A 19,242-nucleotide genomic window follows, 5' to 3' on the forward strand; every position below is an offset into this window, starting at 1 on the left:
GCGCCCACAGATAGAGACTAAGCCGAAACTGTTTCGGAGTGGGGAAAAATCTCTGCTGCCTCGCAACGGCACACCGCATACAGCAGGAGGCTGATGACGTGGACTGGGATAAGCTGAGAGTATTTCACGCAGTCGCTGAGGCAGGCTCTCTGACAGCCGCGGGGGAATCGCTGCATCTGAGCCAGTCTGCCGTGAGCCGCCAGATCAGTGCCCTCGAAGAGACGCTTCAGACGGTTCTGTTTCACAGGCATGCGCGTGGTCTGATCCTTACCGAGCAGGGCGAGTTGCTCCATGAAGCAACGGACATCATGTGGCGCCGCCTCGACACAGCCGCCGCCCGGATTCGGGACAGCAAGGACGAAGCTTTCGGCGAATTGCGGGTGACGACCACGACGGGGTTCGGAACGCTCTGGCTGGTGCCCCGACTCGCAAAGCTTTACGAACAGTACCCATCCCTGAAGATCGACCTGATCCTTGCCGAGCGGGTTCTGGACCTGCCGATGCGCGAGGCCGATGTTGCAATCCGTATGCGGGAGCCCAGTCAGGCCGATCTGATCCGCAAGCGCCTGAACACCGTAAAGATGCGGCTCTACGCGTCGCCAGATTACATCGAGCGCCGGAGCAGCCCTGAAAATATGGATGATCTCAGCCAGCACAGGTTGATCAGTCAGGCCGTGAATGCACCTCAGGTTTCCTCCGGGCAATCCCTGCTTGAGACCCTCTACTCCGCCGGCGTCACGTCCTCGCTGACGGTGAACAATTACTACGGCGTGCTTCAAGGCGTTCTGGCCGGACTGGGGATCGGTGTTCTCCCCGACTATCTTGTGGTGGATTTTCCGAGCCTTGTCAGGGTTCTGCCGGACGTGGAATCCCAACAGATTCCGGTGTATCTTGCGTACCCCGAGGAATTGCGCCACTCCAAGCGTATTGCGGCCTTCCGTGACTTCGTTCTCAGCGAACTGTCTGAAACAGCTCGCCTGACAGCGGCTGCTGAGTGACCCAGCTATGCACCTCTTGCATGACCGCATTTACCTGAACACAAGTGGTTTTTCTTGAAAGGACGGATCCCGCGTCCTATTTCCCTCTCAGGCGCTGCGTTGCAGCGTCTTACCTCCCTGTTGGACTGGCCGGGCCGCGTGCCCGGCTTTTTTTTGCCTGACACCAATATTCACAGCAGGGATAGCCGCATCGTGGCCGTCCAAGGGGTCAGACGCTCCGATGGCAAAAACGTCGCAATCAGACCTTTTATCGACAGTTGTTGACACATCGCAAAGCGCAGCCCGCGTTTTCGCGTCAAGATGCCGCCATGGCAGCACGTCCCGCCGCAGTCCCATGCGGATCGAAGTGGGCGAGCTTGTCTCTTTCTAAGATGTCCACGGGGAAAACCGCATGAAAATGATGAAGAGCTACCTCAAGATCGAGAGTGCCACGCAGCACAGTCGGTTCGAGGTGGGAAGACTGGGATCGGCGATCCTCTTTATCGTCGTCGTCATGGTTTACACGGGCGCAACATTCTCTCACGTGGATCAGCTTTACCTGTTGATCGCGGCTGCGGTGATTGGTGCCTATATGGCGATGAACATTGGCGCGAACGACGTCGCCAACAATGTCGGGCCCGCAGTCGGTTCCTTTGCGCTCACGATGACCGGAGCGATCATTATCGCGGCGGTGTTCGAGGCGGCCGGGGCCATCATTGCGGGGGGAGACGTGGTCTCGACCGTCAAAAAGGGGATCATCGACCCAGCAGATGTTGCGGACACGGATGTGTTCATCTGGGTGATGATGGGCGCGCTGATAGGCGCTGCGCTGTGGCTGAACCTCGCCACATGGCTGGGCGCGCCAGTCTCCACCACCCACTCGATCGTCGGTGGTGTGATGGGCGCAGGGATCGCAGCGGCTGGCTGGGACATCGTGAACTGGGATTCCATGGCAAAAATCGCCCTGTCTTGGGTGATCTCTCCCGTCACCGGCGGCATCATTGCGGCTTTCTTCCTCTACGCTCTCAAAAAGACCATCTTTTTCAGAGACGACCCGGTGGAAGCCGCCCGCAAAGTTGTTCCTTTCATGATCGGCATCATGACCTGGGCCTTCACGACCTACATCGCGCTCAAAGGCATCAAGCAGCTCATCGAAGTCAGCTTTCCTACGGCTGTGCTGGTCGGCCTCGTCCTGGGTCTCGCAGCCGTCATCCTTGTCCGCCCGATGATCAACAAGCGGGCGCCGGCGCTGGAAAATAACCGGGCCGGGGTCAATTCGCTGTTTACGGTTCCGCTGATCATCTCTGCCGCGCTTCTGAGCTTTGCCCATGGCGCCAACGATGTGGCCAACGCGGTCGGACCGCTGGCTGGTGTGGTGGATGCACTAACCGGAACCGCCGATGCCGGAGCCAGCAAGGTGCCGATCCCGCTCTGGGTGATGGTGATCGGTGCGCTGGGTATTTCGGTTGGCCTCGCGCTCTTTGGGCCGAAGCTCATCCGGACGGTGGGCTCCGAGATCACCGAGCTCGACCGCTCCCGCGCCTTCTGCATCGCTCTGGCCGCGGCTATCACGGTCATCATCGCCAGTCAGCTTGGAATGCCAATCAGCTCGACTCACGTGGCGCTCGGCGCAGTGTTCGGCGTGGGCTTCCTGCGCGAATATCTCGAAACCCGTCTCGGATCGGTAGTTCAGGACGTTCTCATCCAGCACAAGGGCGAGAAGGATTTTGTTCTCGTCGAGCAAATGTTGATGACGTTCCGCAATGCCCCCCCCGAGGACAAACTGCGCATTCTGGAAGAGCTGAAAAAGATGGGCCCCGAAGCGGTTATTGACGCGGCCGAGCGCAAGGAGCTGCAAAAAGCGTTGAAACGTCAGCTCGTGCACCGCGCCTCACTGTTCAAGATCATCTCGGCCTGGATCATCACCGTACCCGTCTCAGCTTTCATCGGCGCGCTGTTCTACTTCGTGCTGCGTGGGATCATGATGCCATGAGACCGGGAGCATACTGCGCATGAAAAAACTGATGTTGCCCGTCATCCTGTTGATCCTCACCCTCGGGTTCTGGGCCAGCAGTGACTTTCAGGAGATCGCGGCGGGAGTCGCGATCTTTCTCTTCGGGATGCTGATGCTGGAGGACGGCTTTAAGCTCTTCTCCGGCGGCGTTCTCGAGCGCGTCCTCGAAAAAGCGACCGGGTCAGTGCCCAAGTCTCTTGGGTTCGGGATTGTGTCCACGACCATCATGCAGTCGAGCTCGCTCGTCTCCGTGATCACCATCTCCTTTCTTTCGGCCGGGCTGATCTCGCTCATCGCCGGAGTCGGGATCATCTTCGGGGCAAATATCGGCACCACGACAGGGGCCTGGCTGGTCGCGGGTTTCGGCCTGAAGGTCAAGATCTCGGCTTACGCCCTGCCCATGCTGGCCATCGCTATCGTGCTGGTGTTCCAAAAGAATAAATACCTGCGGGGCGGTGGCTATGTGCTGGCCGGTCTCGGCTTTCTCTTTCTCGGCATTCACCACATGAAGGAAGGCTTCGAGGCCTTCAAAGACCAGTTCGACCTCACCCGTTTTGCCCTGACGGGCCTCATCGGGCTGGTGGTCTATACCCTGATCGGCGCGGCGGCGACCGTGGTCATGCAGTCGAGCCACGCCACTATGACGCTGATCATCACCGCGTTAGCGGCAGGTCAGATCTCCTATGAAAACGCCCTCGCGCTCGCGATCGGGGCCAATATCGGCACCACGATCACGGCGATCATCGGCGCCCTGACGGCGAACTACCAGGGCAAGCGACTGGCCCTGGCCCATCTGGTTTTCAACGTGGTGACTGCCGCCGTTGCGCTGGTCTTCATCAGTCCGATCCGCGCCGCCGTTGACACTGTCTCCGCGACGGTCGGGATTGCGGATAACGACTATGCGCTGAAACTGGCGGTGTTCCATACGATCTTCAACGTTCTCGGCGTGATGATTATGCTGCCGCTCCTCAAGCGGCTTATCGCGTTTCTGGAGCGAACCATCCGGCAGCCCGAGGAAGATCTGTCCAAGCCCCGCTATCTCTCCGAGGCCGTCGACGAGTTTCCGCAGACCATCGAACACGCCATGCGGCGCGAGGTAAAACACCTCTATGACAATGCCGTAGAGCTCATCGTTCACGGGCTGAATCTGCACCGGCATGAGATCTTCGACACGAAAGATGTGGCCGCCACGGTGGCCGCCAGCCGTGCACCTGTCGAGTTCGACATTGACGAGCGCTATGAGGCCCGGGTCAAGACGCTCTATTCGGCGATCATCGAATTTGCCACGCGGGTGGGCGCCAAGGATATCCCTGCTGACCTGATGGAGGATATCTACGCCTTGCGGGACGTCGCCGAGCGGATCGTGCACGCGGTCAAGGCCGTCAAGCACCTGCGGCGGAACGCCACCTATTACACCGAGCGGGATCAGGGCGCTGCGACCGAACTCTATAATCAGTTGCGAACAGAAATTGCCCGCATTCTCATCGAAATCCGGAAGCTTGATCTGGCAGACCCCGAAAATCGATCCGGGCTGTGGCTCGATCAGGAGCGGATTCAGGTGGAGAGCGACGCGCAGGAGACCAACGACCGGATCGAAGCGCTGATCCGGACGCAGGCGCTCGGGGCCAACGCAGCGACTTCCTTCCTCAATGACTCGAGCTATGCCTATGCGGCGATGCGGGATCTGCTGGCCGCAGCACGGTCGTTCTACATCGAGGCCGATGGTGCAATGGCTGAAGTCGAGAGAATCTTGTCGCTCGAGGAGGAAGAGCTTCCCGCTCGCGCCCGCGAAGGCGTCCCGGCGCCCGTAGAGGATGCCGCAACGTGACGCTTTTGCGGTGTCACAAAACACTCATAAAAACCTGCTAAAAACAGCCGATGGGCAAAAGGACATAGCATGGGCATCGAAAGCACCATAGAGAAACTCGACAAATACTCGGAGCGCCTCAAAAAGGGCAAAGTCAGTAAGATCAAACCGTCCCATGTGGACAAGATGATCCGAAAGCTGGAGGCCAAGGAACAACTCCTGCTCGAAGAACTGGCAGAGGCCGGGAAAGATACCAAACGAGAGCGTCTTGAACGCAAACTCGCCCTCGTCCGCGAGCAACTCGACCGGGCCAAGTGGCTGAAAGAAAAGATCAGCAACCTCTGAGTGCAAGACCTTGGAAGTGCGTTACGGCGCCGGAGCGCTCTCGGCTTTCTTCTCCCAGCGGCCACTTTCCTCCGACCAATACTGGGCTTCGAGCCCTTCTTTCGTCAGGCCCCGCCACTGGTCCCGGGCGCGCTCCAGCGCAGCCGGGTCGGTGCCATCAAACAGGATGCACACCCGCTTGGCCGTGCCGACCTCAGCGGGATCAACCTCGGCCCCTTCTATGGCCATGAGGCAATCCCGCCCGCCCAGCGCCAGTGTGCCCGCGGTCAGCAGGATCGGGTGTCGGGGATCCTCCGCCCCATCGGACAGACCATGGGGCAGAAAGCTCTCCTCGGCAAAGGTCCAGAGCTGTTCATCAAGCTGCTCCAGCCGCCGGGGATTGCGGCCCCGGACAAGGACCGTCCACTCTTGTTCCAACGACCGCGCCAGAAGCTGCGGCAAAGCCGCCTCCAAAGGGCGCCGGGTCAGGTGGTAGAAATAGACGGCGCCCATGGGGTTCAGCCTTCAAACCGGTTTCGGATCAGCCGGTCCAGCGTCGCCACGCCCCAGCCCGTCGCCCCCTTGGGAGCGAAATCCGTGGGCTCGGCGACCGATGCCACCCCGGCGATGTCGATATGCGCCCAAGGCAGGTCGTCCTTGACGAAGCGGTGGAGGAACTCCGCCGCTGTGATCGTCCCCGCCGCACGACCGCCGACGTTCTTCACATCCGCAATGTTGGATTTCAGCTGTTTCGCATAAGCCTTGCCCAAAGGCAGACGCCACGCGCCCTCGCCCTCCGCAGCAGCGCTTTGCAGGAGGGCATCCGACAGACTGTCATTGTTCGACATGATGCCCGCATTGTGATGTCCGAGACCGATGATCACCGCGCCGGTCAGGGTCGCCAGATCAATCATCGCCGAAGGCGCAAAGGTCTCCTGCGCGTACCACATGACATCGGCCAGAACGAGGCGCCCTTCGGCGTCGGTATTGATCACCTCAATAGTGTCGCCTTTCATGGATGCCACCACATCGCCCGGACGGGTTGCGGTGCCGGAGGGCATGTTCTCCACCAATCCCACGAGCCCCACCACATGGGCGGGCGCCTTGCGCAGGGCGAGCGTCTTCATCACGCCCGCCACGACCGCCGAACCGCCCATATCCATGGTCATGTCTTCCATGCCAGCAGCGGGCTTGAGGGAGATGCCGCCCGTGTCAAAGACAACGCCCTTGCCCACCAGCGCCAGCGGAGCCTCTTCGCCGCCCCCATTCCATGTCATTAAGACGACCTTGGAAGGGCTGGGCGAGCCCTGACCCACGGCCAAAAGTGCGCCCATACCCAGTTTCTCAAGCTCGTCCTCCTCAAGAACCTGGACCTCGACGCCGAGATCTTTCAGCTCCAGCAATTGCGCAGCGTAGGTCTCAGTGGTCAGCACGTTGGCGGGGGCAGCGACGAGGTCGCGGCAGAAGAACACACCCTCGGCCACGGCGCGTAGCGCCTCCGGGCTTTGGGCGAGCTTTTCGGGATCCGGCAGCATGAGCGTCACCTTCCCGATGTCCTGCGCGGGCGTTTCGGGGTCGCTGCTCTTCATGTCGTCGTAGCTGTAGCCGCGCAGCAGCGCGCCGAGCAGCACCTCGTCGGCGAGCCGCAGCACACCCAGCGCAATTGTCAACGCCGCAGACCCGACGGCCTTGCGCATATTGGCGCCCATACGGCGGAACGCCGCCCCGACGCGCTCCTCGGGGAGCTTCGCCAGAACGATCTTTTCAGCGGGAACCGCGCTGGGAAATGCGAGGGTGAGCACGTCGCCGCCAGAAAGCTTCTCCCACTCCTTTGAGGCCAGAGCACGGGTGATGATCCCGCGCGTTTTGCGATCAAGGTTACGCAGCGGGACAGAGAGCTTTGTGCCATCGGCCGTGGCAGCGACGGCCAGCGCCCCCTCTGCCCCAAGAAACGCCTCTCGGTCAAAGGCAACAATGTCGAAATCGGCAATCCGGGTCATGGTGTGCTCCTGATGTTTAAGTCACGTTCTAGGACGTGCGGGGGTGGATTGACCAGAAGACAGTTTCAGCGGCAGAATGCATGGTCTATGCTCGCCCAAAAAGAGACAGAAGAGGCAGGGTATTGGGAACGTTCGACAGATATTTCATGTCGCAATTGCTCAGCCTGTTTGGCTTTTTCAGTCTGGTGCTTGTAGGCATCTACTGGATCAACCGGGCCCTGAGCCTGTTTGATACGCTGATTCAGAATGGTCACTCGGCGGCAGTATTCCTCGAATTTTCTCTGCTGACCCTGCCTGGTGTGATCCGGTTAGTGTTGCCGATTTCCGCCTTCGCGGCAACGGTTTACGTCACAAACCGGATGCGCGAAGACTCCGAACTGGTGGTTGCCGGCGCCACCGGGTTTTCACCGTTGCGCGGTGCGAGAGGGGTCCTCGCCTTTTCCACGATCGCCGCGCTTCTGACGATGATCCTGACGCATTTCCTCGCCCCTGTGGCGACGGACAGGCTGGCCACACGGACCGACCAGATCGCGGGCGACGTCACCGCAGGCCTGCTGAAAGAAGGCCGCTTTCTACATCCCTCGCCGCTGATTACCGTCTTTATCCGGGCGATTGAGGATGACGGGCGGATCGTATCGCTGATGCTCTCGGACCGGCGCAACCCGGAGATGCAAACGTTGTACACCGCCGAGAGCGCCTATCTGGTGCGCCGCGAGGACGGACCAAAGCTGTTGATGTTCGAGGGACTCGCCGAAAATCTCGACACCCGGACGAACCGGCTGGGCATCACCCGGTTCGAGGAATTTGCGTTCGACGTGACCGAGCTCTTTGACATCACCGGACCGGGGCGGCGCAAACTGGGGCAGATCCCCTCGGCCACACTTCTCACCGAACCTGCACGGGTCATCGGCGAAAGCAACAGAGACCGCGAAGACATTGCCATGGAGCTTCACGAGCGGACCACTCAGGGCCTCCAAACGCTCATCGCGCCGCTCCTGGGTTTCGCGATCATGATGCTGGGCGGGTTCTCCCGATTCTCTGCATGGCGTCAGGTTTTGGCGGCCATTGTGGCCCTGATCATCTATGATCTGGCCGACAATCTGGCCTCGGGACTGGTGAATGGGCGCGCCGCGCTCTGGCCTTTGCTCTACCTGCCCACGGTACTCGCGGGAGCCGCGGCGCTGGGATTACTGCTACAGGCCGGGTCTTCGCGCAGGGTGGCCCACGGAGCGGCGCCATGATTTTCGATTTCTACCTCGCACGGCGGTTTGCCGGGACCCTGCTTTTCGTCACCGGGATCTTCTTCGGCATTCTGGTGCTCATCGACCTCGTCGATCAGGTGCGCCGGTTCGAGGGCGACGGTGTGGCATTCCTGTCGTTGCTTGGACTGACGATCCTCTCCGTGCCGAGCACCCTCTACGCGATCCTGCCTCTGCTGACGATCATCGCCACGCTGACCCTGTTCCTGAGCCTGTCGAAAACCTCCGAACTGGTGGTGGTGCGCGCGGCGGGGCGTTCCGGTTCGCGCGCGCTCCTGCCACCGGTACTGGTTACTCTGGTCTTCGGAATTTTCGCAGTCGCGGTTCTAAACCCGATGATCGCCGCTACGGACGCCGCCTACGAGGCGCAAAAGGAAACACTGCTCGGAGACAATCGCACCGAGTTATCCGTGGGCAATGACGGTTTGTGGCTGCGGCAGGGCAATACCGACGGGCAAATCGTCATCCATGCGGAGCGCGCGAGCGCCGACGGGCGGGTACTGCGTAACGTGACCTTTCTGGGCTTTGACCAGTCGGACGGCCCAAGTTTTCGCATTGCTGCGGATGAGGCGCGGTTGATGGACGGGAACTGGGTGCTGGCCAACGCCAAGGAATGGCGGTTTGACATGTTCAACCCCGAACTGCGCGCGGTCCGTCACGACCGGCTCAGCGTGCCTTCTGATCTGACCGCCGAACAGATCCTCGATAGCTTTGGCGCGCCGGACTCGATCAGCATCTGGGCGTTGCCGGGCTTTATCGACGACCTGCAGCAGGCTGGCTTTTCGGCCCTGCGCCATCAGGTTCACCTGCAAAAGGAACTCTCGGTGCCGCTGCTGCTCGTGGCGATGGTTCTGGTTGGGGCCACCTTCACCATGGGGCATTTCCGCGGTATGCGGACCGGGCTAATGGTTCTGTCCTCTCTGACGCTGGGGTTTGCGCTGTTCTTCTCGCAAAATTTCGCGCAGATTTTGGCGGAATCCGGGCAGATCCCGATCCTGCTCGGGACTTGGGGGCCACCGGCCGCGGCGATACTTTTGCCGCTTGGACTGCTGTTACACCTGGAGGACGGATGATCCGCTGGCTGACACTTATTTGCGCCCTATTTCTGGCTCCGGGGCTATCGCAGGCCCAGGACAGCCCCCCCGGAGGCGCCGCAACACTGGTCGCTGACACGGTGCGCGTGGAAAACCGCAGCCGGATCATCGCCGAGGGTCAGGTGGAAGTGCTTTATGGCGAGACACTGCTGACCGCCCGCCGCATCACCTATGACCATGAGACAGAAACGCTGCGCATCGACGGCCCGATCACAGTGGACGAAGGCACCCGGTCGGCCATTCTCGCCTCCTCTGCCGAGCTCAGTTCCGACCTGCGCGACGGCATCATGACCTCGGCGCGGGTTGTCCTTGACCGTCAGCTCCAGATGGCCGCCAGTCAGCTCGCCCGTGTCGAAGGACGCTATACACAGCTCGACAACGTGATCGCATCTTCTTGCGAGATCTGCCCGTCCGATCCGATCCCCACGTGGGAGATCCGCGCCAACAAGGTGATCCACGATTCCGTCGATCAGATGCTGTACTTCGACAAGGCCCAGTTTCGCGTCTATGGCATCCCGGTCGCCTACATCCCGCGACTGCGCTTGCCCACGCCCGAAAACACGAGGCAATCCGGATTCCTGATCCCCGAGTTAAAGCAAAACAGTGAGCTCGGTTTCGGGATAAAGCTGCCCTATTTCATCGAACTCGGCGACCATGCCGATCTCACGCTCACGCCCTACGTCTCCAACAAAACACGCACGCTTGAGACCCGCTATCGCCGGGTCACCAGCTACGGAGCCCTCAACCTGGAGGGCGCTTACTCCGACGACGATCTCGATGTGCGCGACCGGCGGTGGTACGTTTTCGGCGAATCGGCCATCGTCCTGCCCCGCAACCTTCGCCTTGAATTCGACCTGCAAAAGACCTCAGACAGCGACTATCTCTCTGAGTACGATTATTCGGGTCAGGACCGGTTGCGCACCGAGGCGCGCATCATTCAGGTGAACCGCGACCGCCTGTTCCGCGCCAATGTTACCGATTACGAAACCTTGCGCGACGAGGAGCAGCCGATCGAGGACGAACTGCCTTCAAAAGCGGTGGACGTGATCTTTGAACAGCGCCTGCCCCTGCGCTTTGGCGACCTGACGCTGGGGTTCGACGCCAACGCGCTGCGCCGCGATTCGAGCCAAAACATCGTCGGTCGGGACATGGCTCAAATGTCAGGACGGGCCAGATGGCGCAGCCGCGACATCATCGGACCGGGACTCGTCTGGAGCAATCAGGCAGAACTGCGTGCCTCCTATTTCACGATCAGCGACGATGATACTTTCGACGACGACATCACGCGTCTGAGCGCAGGCATAGCGACGGAGTTACGCTGGCCGCTTCAGCGGACCAACCCCGGCGGGACCCATCAACTTCTGCAGCCCGTGGTGCAGATCGCCTATTCGGACACCAGCGAAGACGATATCCCCAACGAGGACAGCGTCATCGTGGAATTCGACGAGGGCAACCTTTTCTCCATGTCGCGATATCCCGGCGACGACGCGGTGGAGACCGGCCTGCGTGCCAATCTCGGGCTCAGCTATACAACTTTGAACCGGGACGGTTATGGAGTAACGCTCGGCTTTGGCAAGGTTTTCCGGGACAGCGACGACGATAATCGCTTTGTTGAGACCAGCGGCCTGTCTGGCGACAAATCTGACTGGCTGGCAGCCGTTCGGTTCCAGCTCAGCGACGGGTTCGATCTGACCAGCCGCGCCATTCTCGACGAAGATTTCGAGCCCCATAAGGCAGAAACCCGTGTCGCATGGCGCAATGACCGGGTGGATTTGACGGGGTCGTATGTCTGGCTCGAAGCCGAACCCGAAGAAAACCGCTTCGATGACATCCACGAGATCATTCTTGACGGAGAGGTGCGCCTCTCCCGCCACTGGGTCGGCCGGTTCAACGGGAGGTACGATCTCGAGGAAGAAACGGCAGCGGATGCGGAGTTCGGCCTGACCTATCGCACCGAATGCCTCGAAGTCGATCTCGGCATCGAGCGCAATTTCACCGAGACCGAAAACAGTGCCCCGTCCACCGCCGTTGGCCTGCAGGTCCGTTTGGTTGGCTTTGGAACTGGCCGGACTGATGTTTCCTATCGCAAGATCTGCTCGGGATGAGTAGGAAGACGCCACCTGACCGACTGACGAGAGTTTCCGACACCATGCTGACCCGCCTTTTCCGCATCGCCGCTCTCGCCGCCAGCCTCCTGGCCGGGACCGTCCCGTTGGCCTGTGCGCAGAACCTCTTCGCCCCCCGCGCCCATGTGAACGGGTCCGTCATTACCCAGTTCGAAGTGCAGCAGCGCCAGATCATGTTCGAGCTCTTCAACGCGCCGGATAATTCGGATGAGGCCGCGCTGGATGCTTTGATAAACGAGAGGCTGCAAGTCGCAGAGGCCCGCCGTTTAGGATTGGGCATCACCGAAGCCGAACTGCTTGAGGGCATGTCGGAATTTGCCTCGCGCGCCAATCTCGGCAGGGAGGAATTCGTTGCGCAGATCGGTCGCGCGGGGGTCGATGTCGAATCCTACGAAGATTTTGTCCGCGCCGGTCTCGCCTGGCGAAAGGTTTTGGCTGATCGCTTTCAGGGACGGATCATCGTGGATTCCGATGACACGGATCGCGCTCTGAACAGCCCTCCGGCGCCAAAGCTGCGGGTGCTGTTGAACGAGCTGATCATCCCAGCCAACACACCTGACCGCGCGGCCCGAGCGGAATCCCTGGCCCCCTACATCTCGTCCATCACCAGTTTCGCCGAGTTCAGAGCCGCAGCCCGTCAGTACTCTGCAACCGCGTCTCGAGACCGGGGTGGCGCGATCGACTGGCTTGATCTCGAGAACCTGCCGCCACAGCTGCGCGGCGTTCTCCTCGCGCTGAAGCCGGGCGAAGTCACCCAGCCGGTACGCCTGCCCAATGCCCTCGCTTTTTTCCAGCTGCGTGAGGTCGACGAGGTCGTCCAGCCTGCGACGCCTGTGTCGGTGGAGTACGCCACTTTTCTGATCCCGGGCGGGAAGAGCGAACTGGGCTATCAACAGGCCGCGCAGATCAGAGCGAGCGTTGATACCTGCGACGACCTTTACACAGTTGCCAGAGGCAGCAACCCCGAGCAGCTGGAGCGAGAGACCCGCCCCATCGGTCAGGTACCCTCGGATGTGGCTTTTGAACTGGCCAAGCTCGACCCCGGCGAGGTTTCGACCAATCTCACCCGGGCAGGTGGTCAGACCCTCGTCTTTCTGATGCTCTGCGAGCGCAGCTATCGCAGTCAGGACGCTGAGACCCCGGATCCCGAACGGCTGCGCAGCGCGCTCGTGAACCGTCAGGCGAACGCGGCCGCTGATGTTTACCTGTCCGATCTGCGGGCGAATGCCACGATCCGCTACGAATGACCCGTCCCATTGCCCTGACCTGTGGAGAGCCTGCGGGGATCGGTCCCGAGATCGCGGCAAAGCTTGCCTCCGAAGCAGGGCCAGACCTGCCGTTCTTCTTTCTCGGCGCGCCGGAGCACCTGCCCGCCGGGACTGCGGTTGCCTTGATCAACCACCCATCCGAAGCCGCCATGGCCGCCGCCCACGGCCTGCCCGTACTGCCGCACGAAATCCCCGGCCCTGCCCGTCCCGGCCAGCCCGATCCGGCGCAGGCACCTGGCGTCGTGTCCGCCATCGCGCGCGCGGTGGAGATGGCGCAAAACGGCACAGTCGCTGGTCTCTGCACCCTGCCCATCCATAAGAAAGCGCTCATCGACGGTGCCGACTTCGCTTATCCCGGACACACAGAGTTTCTCGCCGCTCTGGCAGGGGTGGAGCGGGTCGTCATGATGCTGGCCTGCGACAGCCTGCGCGTCGTCCCGGCGACCATTCATATCCCGCTCTTCCGGGTGCCGGAGGCCCTGACGGCGGAAGGTCTTGAGGCCACAATCCGCATCACCCATGCCGCCCTCATCCGCGATTTCGGCATCTCTACGCCTCGCATTGCCATAGCCGGGCTGAACCCCCACGCGGGCGAGGACGGCGCGATGGGGAGCGAAGAGCAGACGCTGATCACCCCCCTCCTCAACCAGCTCCGGGCCGAGGGGATGCAACTCATCGGACCGCTCTCCGCAGACACCATGTTCCATGCCGCCGCCCGTCAGGGCTATGACGCAGCAATTGCCATGTATCACGATCAGGCGCTCATCCCGATCAAGACCATCGATTTCGCTGGCGGGGTGAATGTGACGCTTGGCCTGCCCTTCATCCGCACATCGCCGGATCACGGGACAGCCTTTGACATCGCGGGTACGGGGCGGGCCGATCCAACCTCAACCCGCGCCGCATTGCGCATGGCGTTGCGTATGGCTGAGGCAAGAGGCACACCATGAGCGCCATCGACAGACTGCCACCATTGCGCGAGGTGATCGCCACGCATGGGCTGTCGGCGCGCAAGGCGCTGGGGCAGAACTTTCTGCTGGACCTCAACCTCACCGCCAAGATCGCCCGGCAGGCAGGCGATCTGACCGGCTGCGATGTGCTGGAGGTCGGTCCTGGACCCGGCGGCCTGACCCGTGGCCTGTTGGCCGAGGGCGCCCGCCGTGTTCTCGCCATCGAGAAGGACCCCCGCTGCCTGCCCGCCCTTGCCGAGATCGCGGCCGCACATCCCGGCAGACTGGAGGTGATCGGCGACGACGCGTTGAAAGTCGATGTCACCCAGCATCTCTCCGCTCCGATCCGGATCGTCGCGAATTTGCCCTATAACGTGGGAACGGAGCTTCTGACGCGCTGGCTAGATCCCGGTGACTGGCCACCCTTCTGGACATCGCTCACGCTCATGTTCCAGCGCGAGGTGGCCGAACGGATCGTGGCGCAGCCGGGATCCAAAGCCTATGGCCGTCTGGCCATTCTGTCCCAATGGCGCTCCGACGCGCGGATCGTGATGGATCTGCCGCCAGAAGCCTTCACCCCGCCGCCCAAAGTCCGCTCAGCGGTGGTTCATCTGACCGCCCTTAACGCCCCTCGCTACCCAGCGCGGGCGGCAACGCTGCAACGGGTGGTGGCAGCGGCCTTCAACCAGCGGCGCAAGATGCTCCGCGCGGCGCTGAAAGGTGTTACTCCGGAGATCGAGGAGCACCTTCTGGCCGCAGGAATCAAGCCCACGGATCGCGCCGAGACAGTCTCTCTGGAGCAATTCTGTGCGCTTGCCCGGGCGCTGGACGCCAGCTGACACGAGAAAATGAAAGAGCCGGGAGCAGCTCAGCGCATCCCGGCTCCTGTCATTTTTCAGAGACGAACCCGAGGCTTATTCAGCGGCCCGGGGAGTGTCGTCCGCTTTTTCCGCAGCGGGTTCAGGTGCCGCATCGGCCTCAGGCGCAGGCTCTTTGCGAGGCTTGCGAGTCCGGGAAGGCGCGCGCTTGGGCTTGCTCTCGGGCGTCTCGATCAGGTTGCTGTCTGACCCGTCACCGTCGCTGAAATCCACGACATCGCTCTCGACGGGCTTGGGACGGCGCGTCCGACGCGGGCGGGGTTGGGGCTGCTCTTCGGCCACCTCGGCGGCGGGCTGCTCCTGCGGTGCACGCTCCTCGGGCTGCGGCTCGACCCGAGGCTGCTCAACGCGTGGCTGTTCGTCTGCATCAGACCCGCGCTGCTGCACCGCCTGCTGCTGGCGCTCGCGGTGCTGTTGCTCGGCTTGTTCGCGCTTTTGGTCGATCTCGCGCTGCGCCTCAGCCAGCATCCGCGTGTAATGCTCCGCGTGCTGCGCGAAGTTCTCCGCCGCCACCCGGTCCCCGGACAGTTGCGCGTCGCGCGTCAGCTGGTTGTATTTGTCGATGATCTGTTGCGGTGTCCCGCGAACCTTTCCTTCCGGCCCCGAGGAATCGAACACACGATTCACGATGTTTCCACCAGAAGGACGGTTACGGTTGCTCTTAGACCGCGAGCGCTTGTTCGATGATCGCATTCGGAATTGGTTCCGGAGTTGTTTATAGACTGACCGCTCCGTGGCGCGTGCCTCTGAAACCTGGGCACCCATTCGGGACTGTGCGGCAATGTCTGTCGAGAGGCGAGCGCACTGCCCGTCTCAACTGACAAGCTCCCCAAACCACGTCAGCCTTTTGAAAGCAAGTCAAATCCCATCCCCAAGTGGAACGACCTGCGCAAATGGCCGTCATTCGTGCCAGAAAATGCCAGATTTGTGCAAAATCACCCCGTCTCAGGGCAAAACACCCCGCACCACACGATCTTTTCCACTGAGATCCTGCACTATCCTGACGTTGGCGAATCCTGCATCTTCGAACAGCGCCCGAACGGCCGCACCCTGCTGCCAGCCAATCTCGACCATCAGCGCGCCTGCCGGGACAAGATGAGCTGCCGCGCCTGCGGTGATAGCGCGGTAAGCGTCAAGCCCGTCGCCTCCTGGGGTCAAAGCCATTTCCGGGTCGTAACCCCGCACATCCCGGTCGAGCGCCGCCATCTCCCCAGCGGCAATATAGGGGGGATTGGAGACAATCAGGTCGAATGGGCCTGTGACCTCCTTATACCAGTCCGACCGCAGGAACGTGGTCCGCTCAGCGACGCCGATCTCCATCGCGTTCTCTCGCGCCACATGAAGCGCTGCGTCGGAGAGGTCGGTCCCGATGCCTTTGGCAGCGGGGCGTTCGGCCAGCAGGCTAAGGAGAATGCAGCCTGAGCCTGTCCCAAGATCCAGCACGGTCCCGAATGGCACCTCAAACGCACTCGCCACCAGCGTTTCGGTATCAGGGCGCGGGTCGAGCACGTCGGGCGTTATACGGAACCGATGCGCCCAGAAATCGCGGTAACCGAGGATACGGGAGACAGGCTCTGCGGCCAGACGCCGGACCATATAGCCCTCAAAAAGCAAACGCAGCCCGTCGGTCAGAGCCAGATCGTCGAGACGGTGCAACGCGCTGCGGTCGAACCCGGCGGCGTGGGCGAGCAGGATCCGCGCCTCGCGCGAGCCGTTTCCAGTCGAAGCCAGCCGGTCGGAAGCTTCCGCAAGTAGCGCCTCAACCTCGGGGCTCATTCCTGCAAGGCCGCCAGTTTCGCGGCCTGATCCTCCGCGATCAGCGCATCCAGCACCTCGCCCAGATCGCCCTGCATCACCTGATCGAGCTTGTAGAGCGTGAGGTTGATCCGATGATCGGTGAGGCGACCCTGGGGGAAATTATAGGTCCGAATGCGCTCGGAGCGGTCGCCGGAACCCACCTGCGCCTTCCGCGTCCCGGCACGCTCACTGTCGGCGCGGCTCCGCTCCAGATCGAACAACCGCGTGCGCAAGACCTGCATGGCGATCTCGCGGTTACGGTGCTGGGATTTCTCCGATGAGGTGACAACGATCCCGGTGGGCAGGTGGGTGATCCGTACTGCGGAATCGGTCGTGTTCACATGCTGTCCCCCCGCCCCGCTGGCGCGCATGGTGTCGATGCGGATGTCGCCGGGATCGATGGTCACGTCGATCTCTTCGGCCTCGGGCAGCACCGCCACAGTGGCCGCAGAGGTGTGAATGCGCCCTCCTGATTCGGTGGCCGGAACCCTCTGGACCCGATGGACGCCGGACTCGAATTTCAGCCGGGCAAAGACGCCTTCGCCCCGCACATTCACCACCAGTTCGCGAATACCGCCGAGCTCGGACTCCTGCTGCTCGATCACCTCGAACCGCCAGCCCTGCCCTTCGGCGTAGCGCTGATACATCCGCATGAGGTCTGCGGCGAACAGCGCCGCTTCCTCGCCACCAGTGCCGGGACGGATTTCAAGGATCGCGGGACGGCTGTCCGCGGCATCGCGAGGCAGGAGCGCGATCTGCAACTCCGCTTCGAGCGCCTCGCGGCGCGCCTCAAGACCGGGCAGCTCCTCCTGCGCCAGATCGCGCATTTCGGGGTCGTCCAGCATCCCCTGCGCATCGGCAATTTCGTTGGTGAGGCTGCGCCACTGGCGGGCGATCTCCACCACCGGGCGCAGCTCTGCATATTCGCGACCGAGGGCGACCATGTCGCCCCCCGCCTCGGCCATGGCCGCTTCGAGATACTCAAAGCGGTCAATGATCTGCGCAAGTCTGTCTTCGGGAACCATGACCCTTCTCTTGCGCCTCGCGCGGCGCCCGTCAAGCGTCTGCGGTCAGGCTCAGCTCTCCGTCGTGGCGCAGGTAAGCATAACCATTCCCCGGCAGCTCCAGCGTCGCTCCGTCGAGCCGCGCCAGTCCCGGGCCGGTTTTTTCCGCCACCGTATCCAACGTCAGCACCACAGGGTCTTTCGACAGGTTGAACACACAGGTCAGCACCTCATCGTCACTGGCGCGGCGGAAGGCAAGGATGGGCTCGGGCAGGTCGAGGAAGGTCATATCCCCCCGGGTCAGCGCAGCGCTGGCGCGGCGCCAGGCGATCACCTCCCGGTAGTGGTGCAGCACCGTGTCATTCCCAGCCTCCTGCAGGTCCACCGAGCGCGCGATCTGCGGCGCCTTCACCGGCAGCCAGGGCGTCGCGGTGGAAAAGCCAGCGTTGGGCGCGTCATGTTCCCAGGTCATGGGCGTCCGGCACCCGTCCCGGCCCTTCACCGCGGGCCAGAAGCGAATCGCGGGCGGATCGGTCAGCTCATGGAACTCCATGACTGTCTCTTCCTGCCCCAGCTCTTCGCCTTGATAGATGCCGATGGTCCCCGGAAAGGCCATCAGCATTGAAGCTGTCAGCCGTGCCATGTGGTCATGACTGACGGCGTGCTCGGCCCAGCGGGAGGGATGACGCGGCACGTCGTGGTTGGAGAAGGACCAATACGGATGGCCATCCGGCGCGCCCTTGCGAAAGCCCTCGATGCAGCGGCGGAAATGGGCGGCGGTGAAATCCTCGCCCAGAAGCGCAAAGGAATAACACATATGCAGCCGACCCGTGCCGGACGTGTATTCGCCCATCAGCTCGATGGCACGTTCGCCGCCTTCACCCACTTCACCCACCATCATCCGGTCGGCATATTGATCGGTCAGTGCACGGAGCCGCTCAAGGAAAGCGATATTTTCGGGGCGACTCTTATTGTAGATGTTCGACTGCATCCCGTAGAGATCGGTCGCCATGACCTGCGACGTCGCCTCGGCGGGCGGGTTCGAGCGCAAATCGGCGTCGTGAAAATAGTAATTCACTGTATCGAGGCGAAAGCCGTCGAGTCCCCGGTCGAGCCAGAACTTGCAGGTCTCCAGAATCGCGTCCTGCACATCCGCGTTGTGATAATTGAGGTCGGGCTGAGACGTCAGGAAATGGTGCAGGTAATACTGCCGCCGGCCAGCGTCGAACTCCCACGCCGGACCGCCGAAATGGCTGTGCCAGTTGGTCGGCGGCGAGCCATCGGGCAACGGGTCGGCCCAGACATACCAATCGGCGCGCGGATTGTCGCGGCTGGCGCGGCTTTCCTTGAACCACGGGTGCTGGTCAGATGTGTGGCTAAGCACCTGATCAGTGATCACTTTCAGCCCCAGATCGTGCGCCGTGGCGATCAGCGCGTCGAAATCGTCGAGCGTGCCAAAGATCGGGTCCACGTCGAGGTAGTCGGACACGTCATACCCCATGTCCTTCTGCGGCGACATGAAGATCGGCGACAGCCAGATCCCATCCACGCCCAGCGCCGCCACATGGGGCAGGCGCTGCCGGATCCCTTGCAGATCCCCAAGGCCGGAGCCGGTCGTATCCTGAAATGAGCGCGGATAGATCTGATAGATCACCGCATCCCGCCACCATTCGCGCATATCACCTCCGTCTCTGACTTTATATCTACCGCTAACAGCGCCTCTAGCGAGGTTTCCCCGCCCGCG

The 19,242-nt window shown here is 61.9% G+C and carries 16 protein-coding genes; 10 read left to right on the forward strand and 6 right to left on the reverse strand.

Annotation, left to right across the window (positions count from 1 at the left end; translation table 11 throughout):
- The first annotated feature begins 98 nt into the window (after positions 1-98).
- The 4 genes from FEV53_RS02165 to FEV53_RS02180 all read left to right on the forward strand — a co-directional run bounded on the left by FEV53_RS02165 (position 99) and on the right by FEV53_RS02180 (position 5,143).
- Positions 99-998: a LysR family transcriptional regulator gene (locus FEV53_RS02165; RefSeq protein ID WP_142833181.1), complete on the forward strand. Its 900-nt coding sequence runs from the start codon at positions 99-101 to the stop codon at positions 996-998.
- A gap of 391 nt (positions 999-1,389) precedes the next feature.
- On the forward strand, positions 1,390-2,970 hold the full coding sequence (locus tag FEV53_RS02170) for an inorganic phosphate transporter (RefSeq protein ID WP_142833182.1): 1,581 nt from the start codon (positions 1,390-1,392) through the stop codon (positions 2,968-2,970).
- Between the two features lie 19 nt (positions 2,971-2,989).
- Complete coding sequence (locus FEV53_RS02175) at positions 2,990-4,819, forward strand: Na/Pi cotransporter family protein (RefSeq protein ID WP_142833183.1); 1,830 nt, start codon at positions 2,990-2,992, stop codon at positions 4,817-4,819.
- Positions 4,820-4,888: 69 nt separating this feature from the next.
- Complete coding sequence (locus FEV53_RS02180) at positions 4,889-5,143, forward strand: hypothetical protein (RefSeq protein WP_142833184.1); 255 nt, start codon at positions 4,889-4,891, stop codon at positions 5,141-5,143.
- Between the two features lie 21 nt (positions 5,144-5,164).
- Here the strand turns inward: FEV53_RS02180 and FEV53_RS02185 are convergent, their stop codons facing one another.
- Both FEV53_RS02185 and FEV53_RS02190 read right to left on the reverse strand, forming a co-directional pair.
- Positions 5,165-5,635, reverse strand: coding sequence for a DNA polymerase III subunit chi (locus FEV53_RS02185; RefSeq protein ID WP_142833185.1), 471 nt, complete (start codon positions 5,633-5,635; stop codon positions 5,165-5,167).
- 5 nt (positions 5,636-5,640) lie between these two features.
- Positions 5,641-7,122: a leucyl aminopeptidase gene (locus FEV53_RS02190; RefSeq protein WP_142833186.1), complete on the reverse strand. Its 1,482-nt coding sequence runs from the start codon at positions 7,120-7,122 to the stop codon at positions 5,641-5,643.
- Between the two features lie 146 nt (positions 7,123-7,268).
- Between FEV53_RS02190 and FEV53_RS02195 the strand changes: the two genes are divergently transcribed.
- Genes FEV53_RS02195 through rsmA form a run of 6 tightly spaced genes read left to right on the forward strand, consistent with a single transcriptional unit; the run spans position 7,269 to position 14,658 of the window.
- Entirely contained in the window at positions 7,269-8,363 is a 1,095-nt protein-coding gene (locus FEV53_RS02195) for an LptF/LptG family permease (RefSeq protein ID WP_185962064.1), read from the forward strand.
- Positions 8,360-9,454, forward strand: a complete 1,095-nt coding sequence (gene lptG, locus FEV53_RS02200; protein ID WP_142833188.1) for an LPS export ABC transporter permease LptG — start codon at positions 8,360-8,362, stop codon at positions 9,452-9,454. Before FEV53_RS02195 ends, lptG begins: the two co-directional genes overlap by 4 nt.
- Positions 9,451-11,580 carry an LPS-assembly protein LptD gene (locus FEV53_RS02205; RefSeq protein WP_142833189.1) on the forward strand — a complete coding sequence of 710 codons (2,130 nt, stop codon included), beginning with the start codon at positions 9,451-9,453 and terminating at the stop codon, positions 11,578-11,580. The genes lptG and FEV53_RS02205 overlap by 4 nt, the downstream gene beginning before the upstream one ends.
- Positions 11,581-11,624: 44 nt before the next feature.
- Positions 11,625-12,848 (forward strand): peptidylprolyl isomerase, encoded by a 1,224-nt coding sequence (locus FEV53_RS02210; RefSeq protein WP_185962065.1) that lies wholly within the window; start codon positions 11,625-11,627, stop codon positions 12,846-12,848.
- Positions 12,845-13,819 (forward strand): 4-hydroxythreonine-4-phosphate dehydrogenase PdxA, encoded by a 975-nt coding sequence (pdxA, locus tag FEV53_RS02215; RefSeq protein WP_142833191.1) that lies wholly within the window; start codon positions 12,845-12,847, stop codon positions 13,817-13,819. Before FEV53_RS02210 ends, pdxA begins: the two co-directional genes overlap by 4 nt.
- Positions 13,816-14,658 carry a 16S rRNA (adenine(1518)-N(6)/adenine(1519)-N(6))-dimethyltransferase RsmA gene (gene rsmA, locus FEV53_RS02220; protein ID WP_142833192.1) on the forward strand — a complete coding sequence of 281 codons (843 nt, stop codon included), beginning with the start codon at positions 13,816-13,818 and terminating at the stop codon, positions 14,656-14,658. Before pdxA ends, rsmA begins: the two co-directional genes overlap by 4 nt.
- A gap of 75 nt (positions 14,659-14,733) precedes the next feature.
- Here the strand turns inward: rsmA and FEV53_RS02225 are convergent, their stop codons facing one another.
- The 4 genes from FEV53_RS02225 to FEV53_RS02240 all read right to left on the reverse strand — a co-directional run bounded on the left by FEV53_RS02225 (position 14,734) and on the right by FEV53_RS02240 (position 19,176).
- A complete protein-coding gene (locus FEV53_RS02225; protein ID WP_142833193.1) occupies positions 14,734-15,390 on the reverse strand; it encodes a DUF4167 domain-containing protein in 657 nt (218 codons plus the stop codon).
- A gap of 252 nt (positions 15,391-15,642) precedes the next feature.
- On the reverse strand, positions 15,643-16,473 hold the full coding sequence (gene prmC / locus FEV53_RS02230; RefSeq protein WP_142833194.1) for a peptide chain release factor N(5)-glutamine methyltransferase: 831 nt from the start codon (positions 16,471-16,473) through the stop codon (positions 15,643-15,645).
- Positions 16,470-17,519, reverse strand: coding sequence for a peptide chain release factor 1 (gene prfA, locus FEV53_RS02235; RefSeq protein ID WP_142833195.1), 1,050 nt, complete (start codon positions 17,517-17,519; stop codon positions 16,470-16,472). The genes prmC and prfA overlap by 4 nt, the downstream gene beginning before the upstream one ends.
- A 31-nt stretch (positions 17,520-17,550) precedes the next feature.
- Positions 17,551-19,176 (reverse strand): alpha-glucosidase family protein, encoded by a 1,626-nt coding sequence (locus FEV53_RS02240; protein ID WP_142833196.1) that lies wholly within the window; start codon positions 19,174-19,176, stop codon positions 17,551-17,553.
- Positions 19,177-19,242: the final 66 nt, after the last annotated feature.

Source organism: Palleronia caenipelagi (genome assembly GCF_007004065.1).
Taxonomy (GTDB): Bacteria; Pseudomonadota; Alphaproteobacteria; order Rhodobacterales; family Rhodobacteraceae; genus Palleronia; species Palleronia caenipelagi.

Excerpts from the sequence above, each read along its gene's own strand:
- FEV53_RS02170 (WP_142833182.1), top strand. The coding sequence starts at position 1,390 with ATGAAAATGATGAAGAGCTACCTCAAGATCGAGAGTGCCACGCAGCAC.
- FEV53_RS02175 (WP_142833183.1), top strand. The coding sequence starts at position 2,990 with ATGAAAAAACTGATGTTGCCCGTCATCCTGTTGATCCTCACCCTCGGG.
- FEV53_RS02180 (WP_142833184.1), top strand. The coding sequence starts at position 4,889 with ATGGGCATCGAAAGCACCATAGAGAAACTCGACAAATACTCGGAGCGC.
- FEV53_RS02185 (WP_142833185.1), bottom strand. The coding sequence starts at position 5,635 with ATGGGCGCCGTCTATTTCTACCACCTGACCCGGCGCCCTTTGGAGGCG.
- FEV53_RS02190 (WP_142833186.1), bottom strand. The coding sequence starts at position 7,122 with ATGACCCGGATTGCCGATTTCGACATTGTTGCCTTTGACCGAGAGGCG.
- FEV53_RS02195 (WP_185962064.1), top strand. The coding sequence starts at position 7,269 with ATGTCGCAATTGCTCAGCCTGTTTGGCTTTTTCAGTCTGGTGCTTGTA.
- lptG (WP_142833188.1), top strand. The coding sequence starts at position 8,360 with ATGATTTTCGATTTCTACCTCGCACGGCGGTTTGCCGGGACCCTGCTT.
- FEV53_RS02205 (WP_142833189.1), top strand. The coding sequence starts at position 9,451 with ATGATCCGCTGGCTGACACTTATTTGCGCCCTATTTCTGGCTCCGGGG.
- FEV53_RS02210 (WP_185962065.1), top strand. The coding sequence starts at position 11,625 with ATGCTGACCCGCCTTTTCCGCATCGCCGCTCTCGCCGCCAGCCTCCTG.
- pdxA (WP_142833191.1), top strand. The coding sequence starts at position 12,845 with ATGACCCGTCCCATTGCCCTGACCTGTGGAGAGCCTGCGGGGATCGGT.
- rsmA (WP_142833192.1), top strand. The coding sequence starts at position 13,816 with ATGAGCGCCATCGACAGACTGCCACCATTGCGCGAGGTGATCGCCACG.
- FEV53_RS02225 (WP_142833193.1), bottom strand. The coding sequence starts at position 15,390 with ATGCGATCATCGAACAAGCGCTCGCGGTCTAAGAGCAACCGTAACCGT.
- prmC (WP_142833194.1), bottom strand. The coding sequence starts at position 16,473 with ATGAGCCCCGAGGTTGAGGCGCTACTTGCGGAAGCTTCCGACCGGCTG.
- prfA (WP_142833195.1), bottom strand. The coding sequence starts at position 17,519 with ATGGTTCCCGAAGACAGACTTGCGCAGATCATTGACCGCTTTGAGTAT.
- FEV53_RS02240 (WP_142833196.1), bottom strand. The coding sequence starts at position 19,176 with ATGCGCGAATGGTGGCGGGATGCGGTGATCTATCAGATCTATCCGCGC.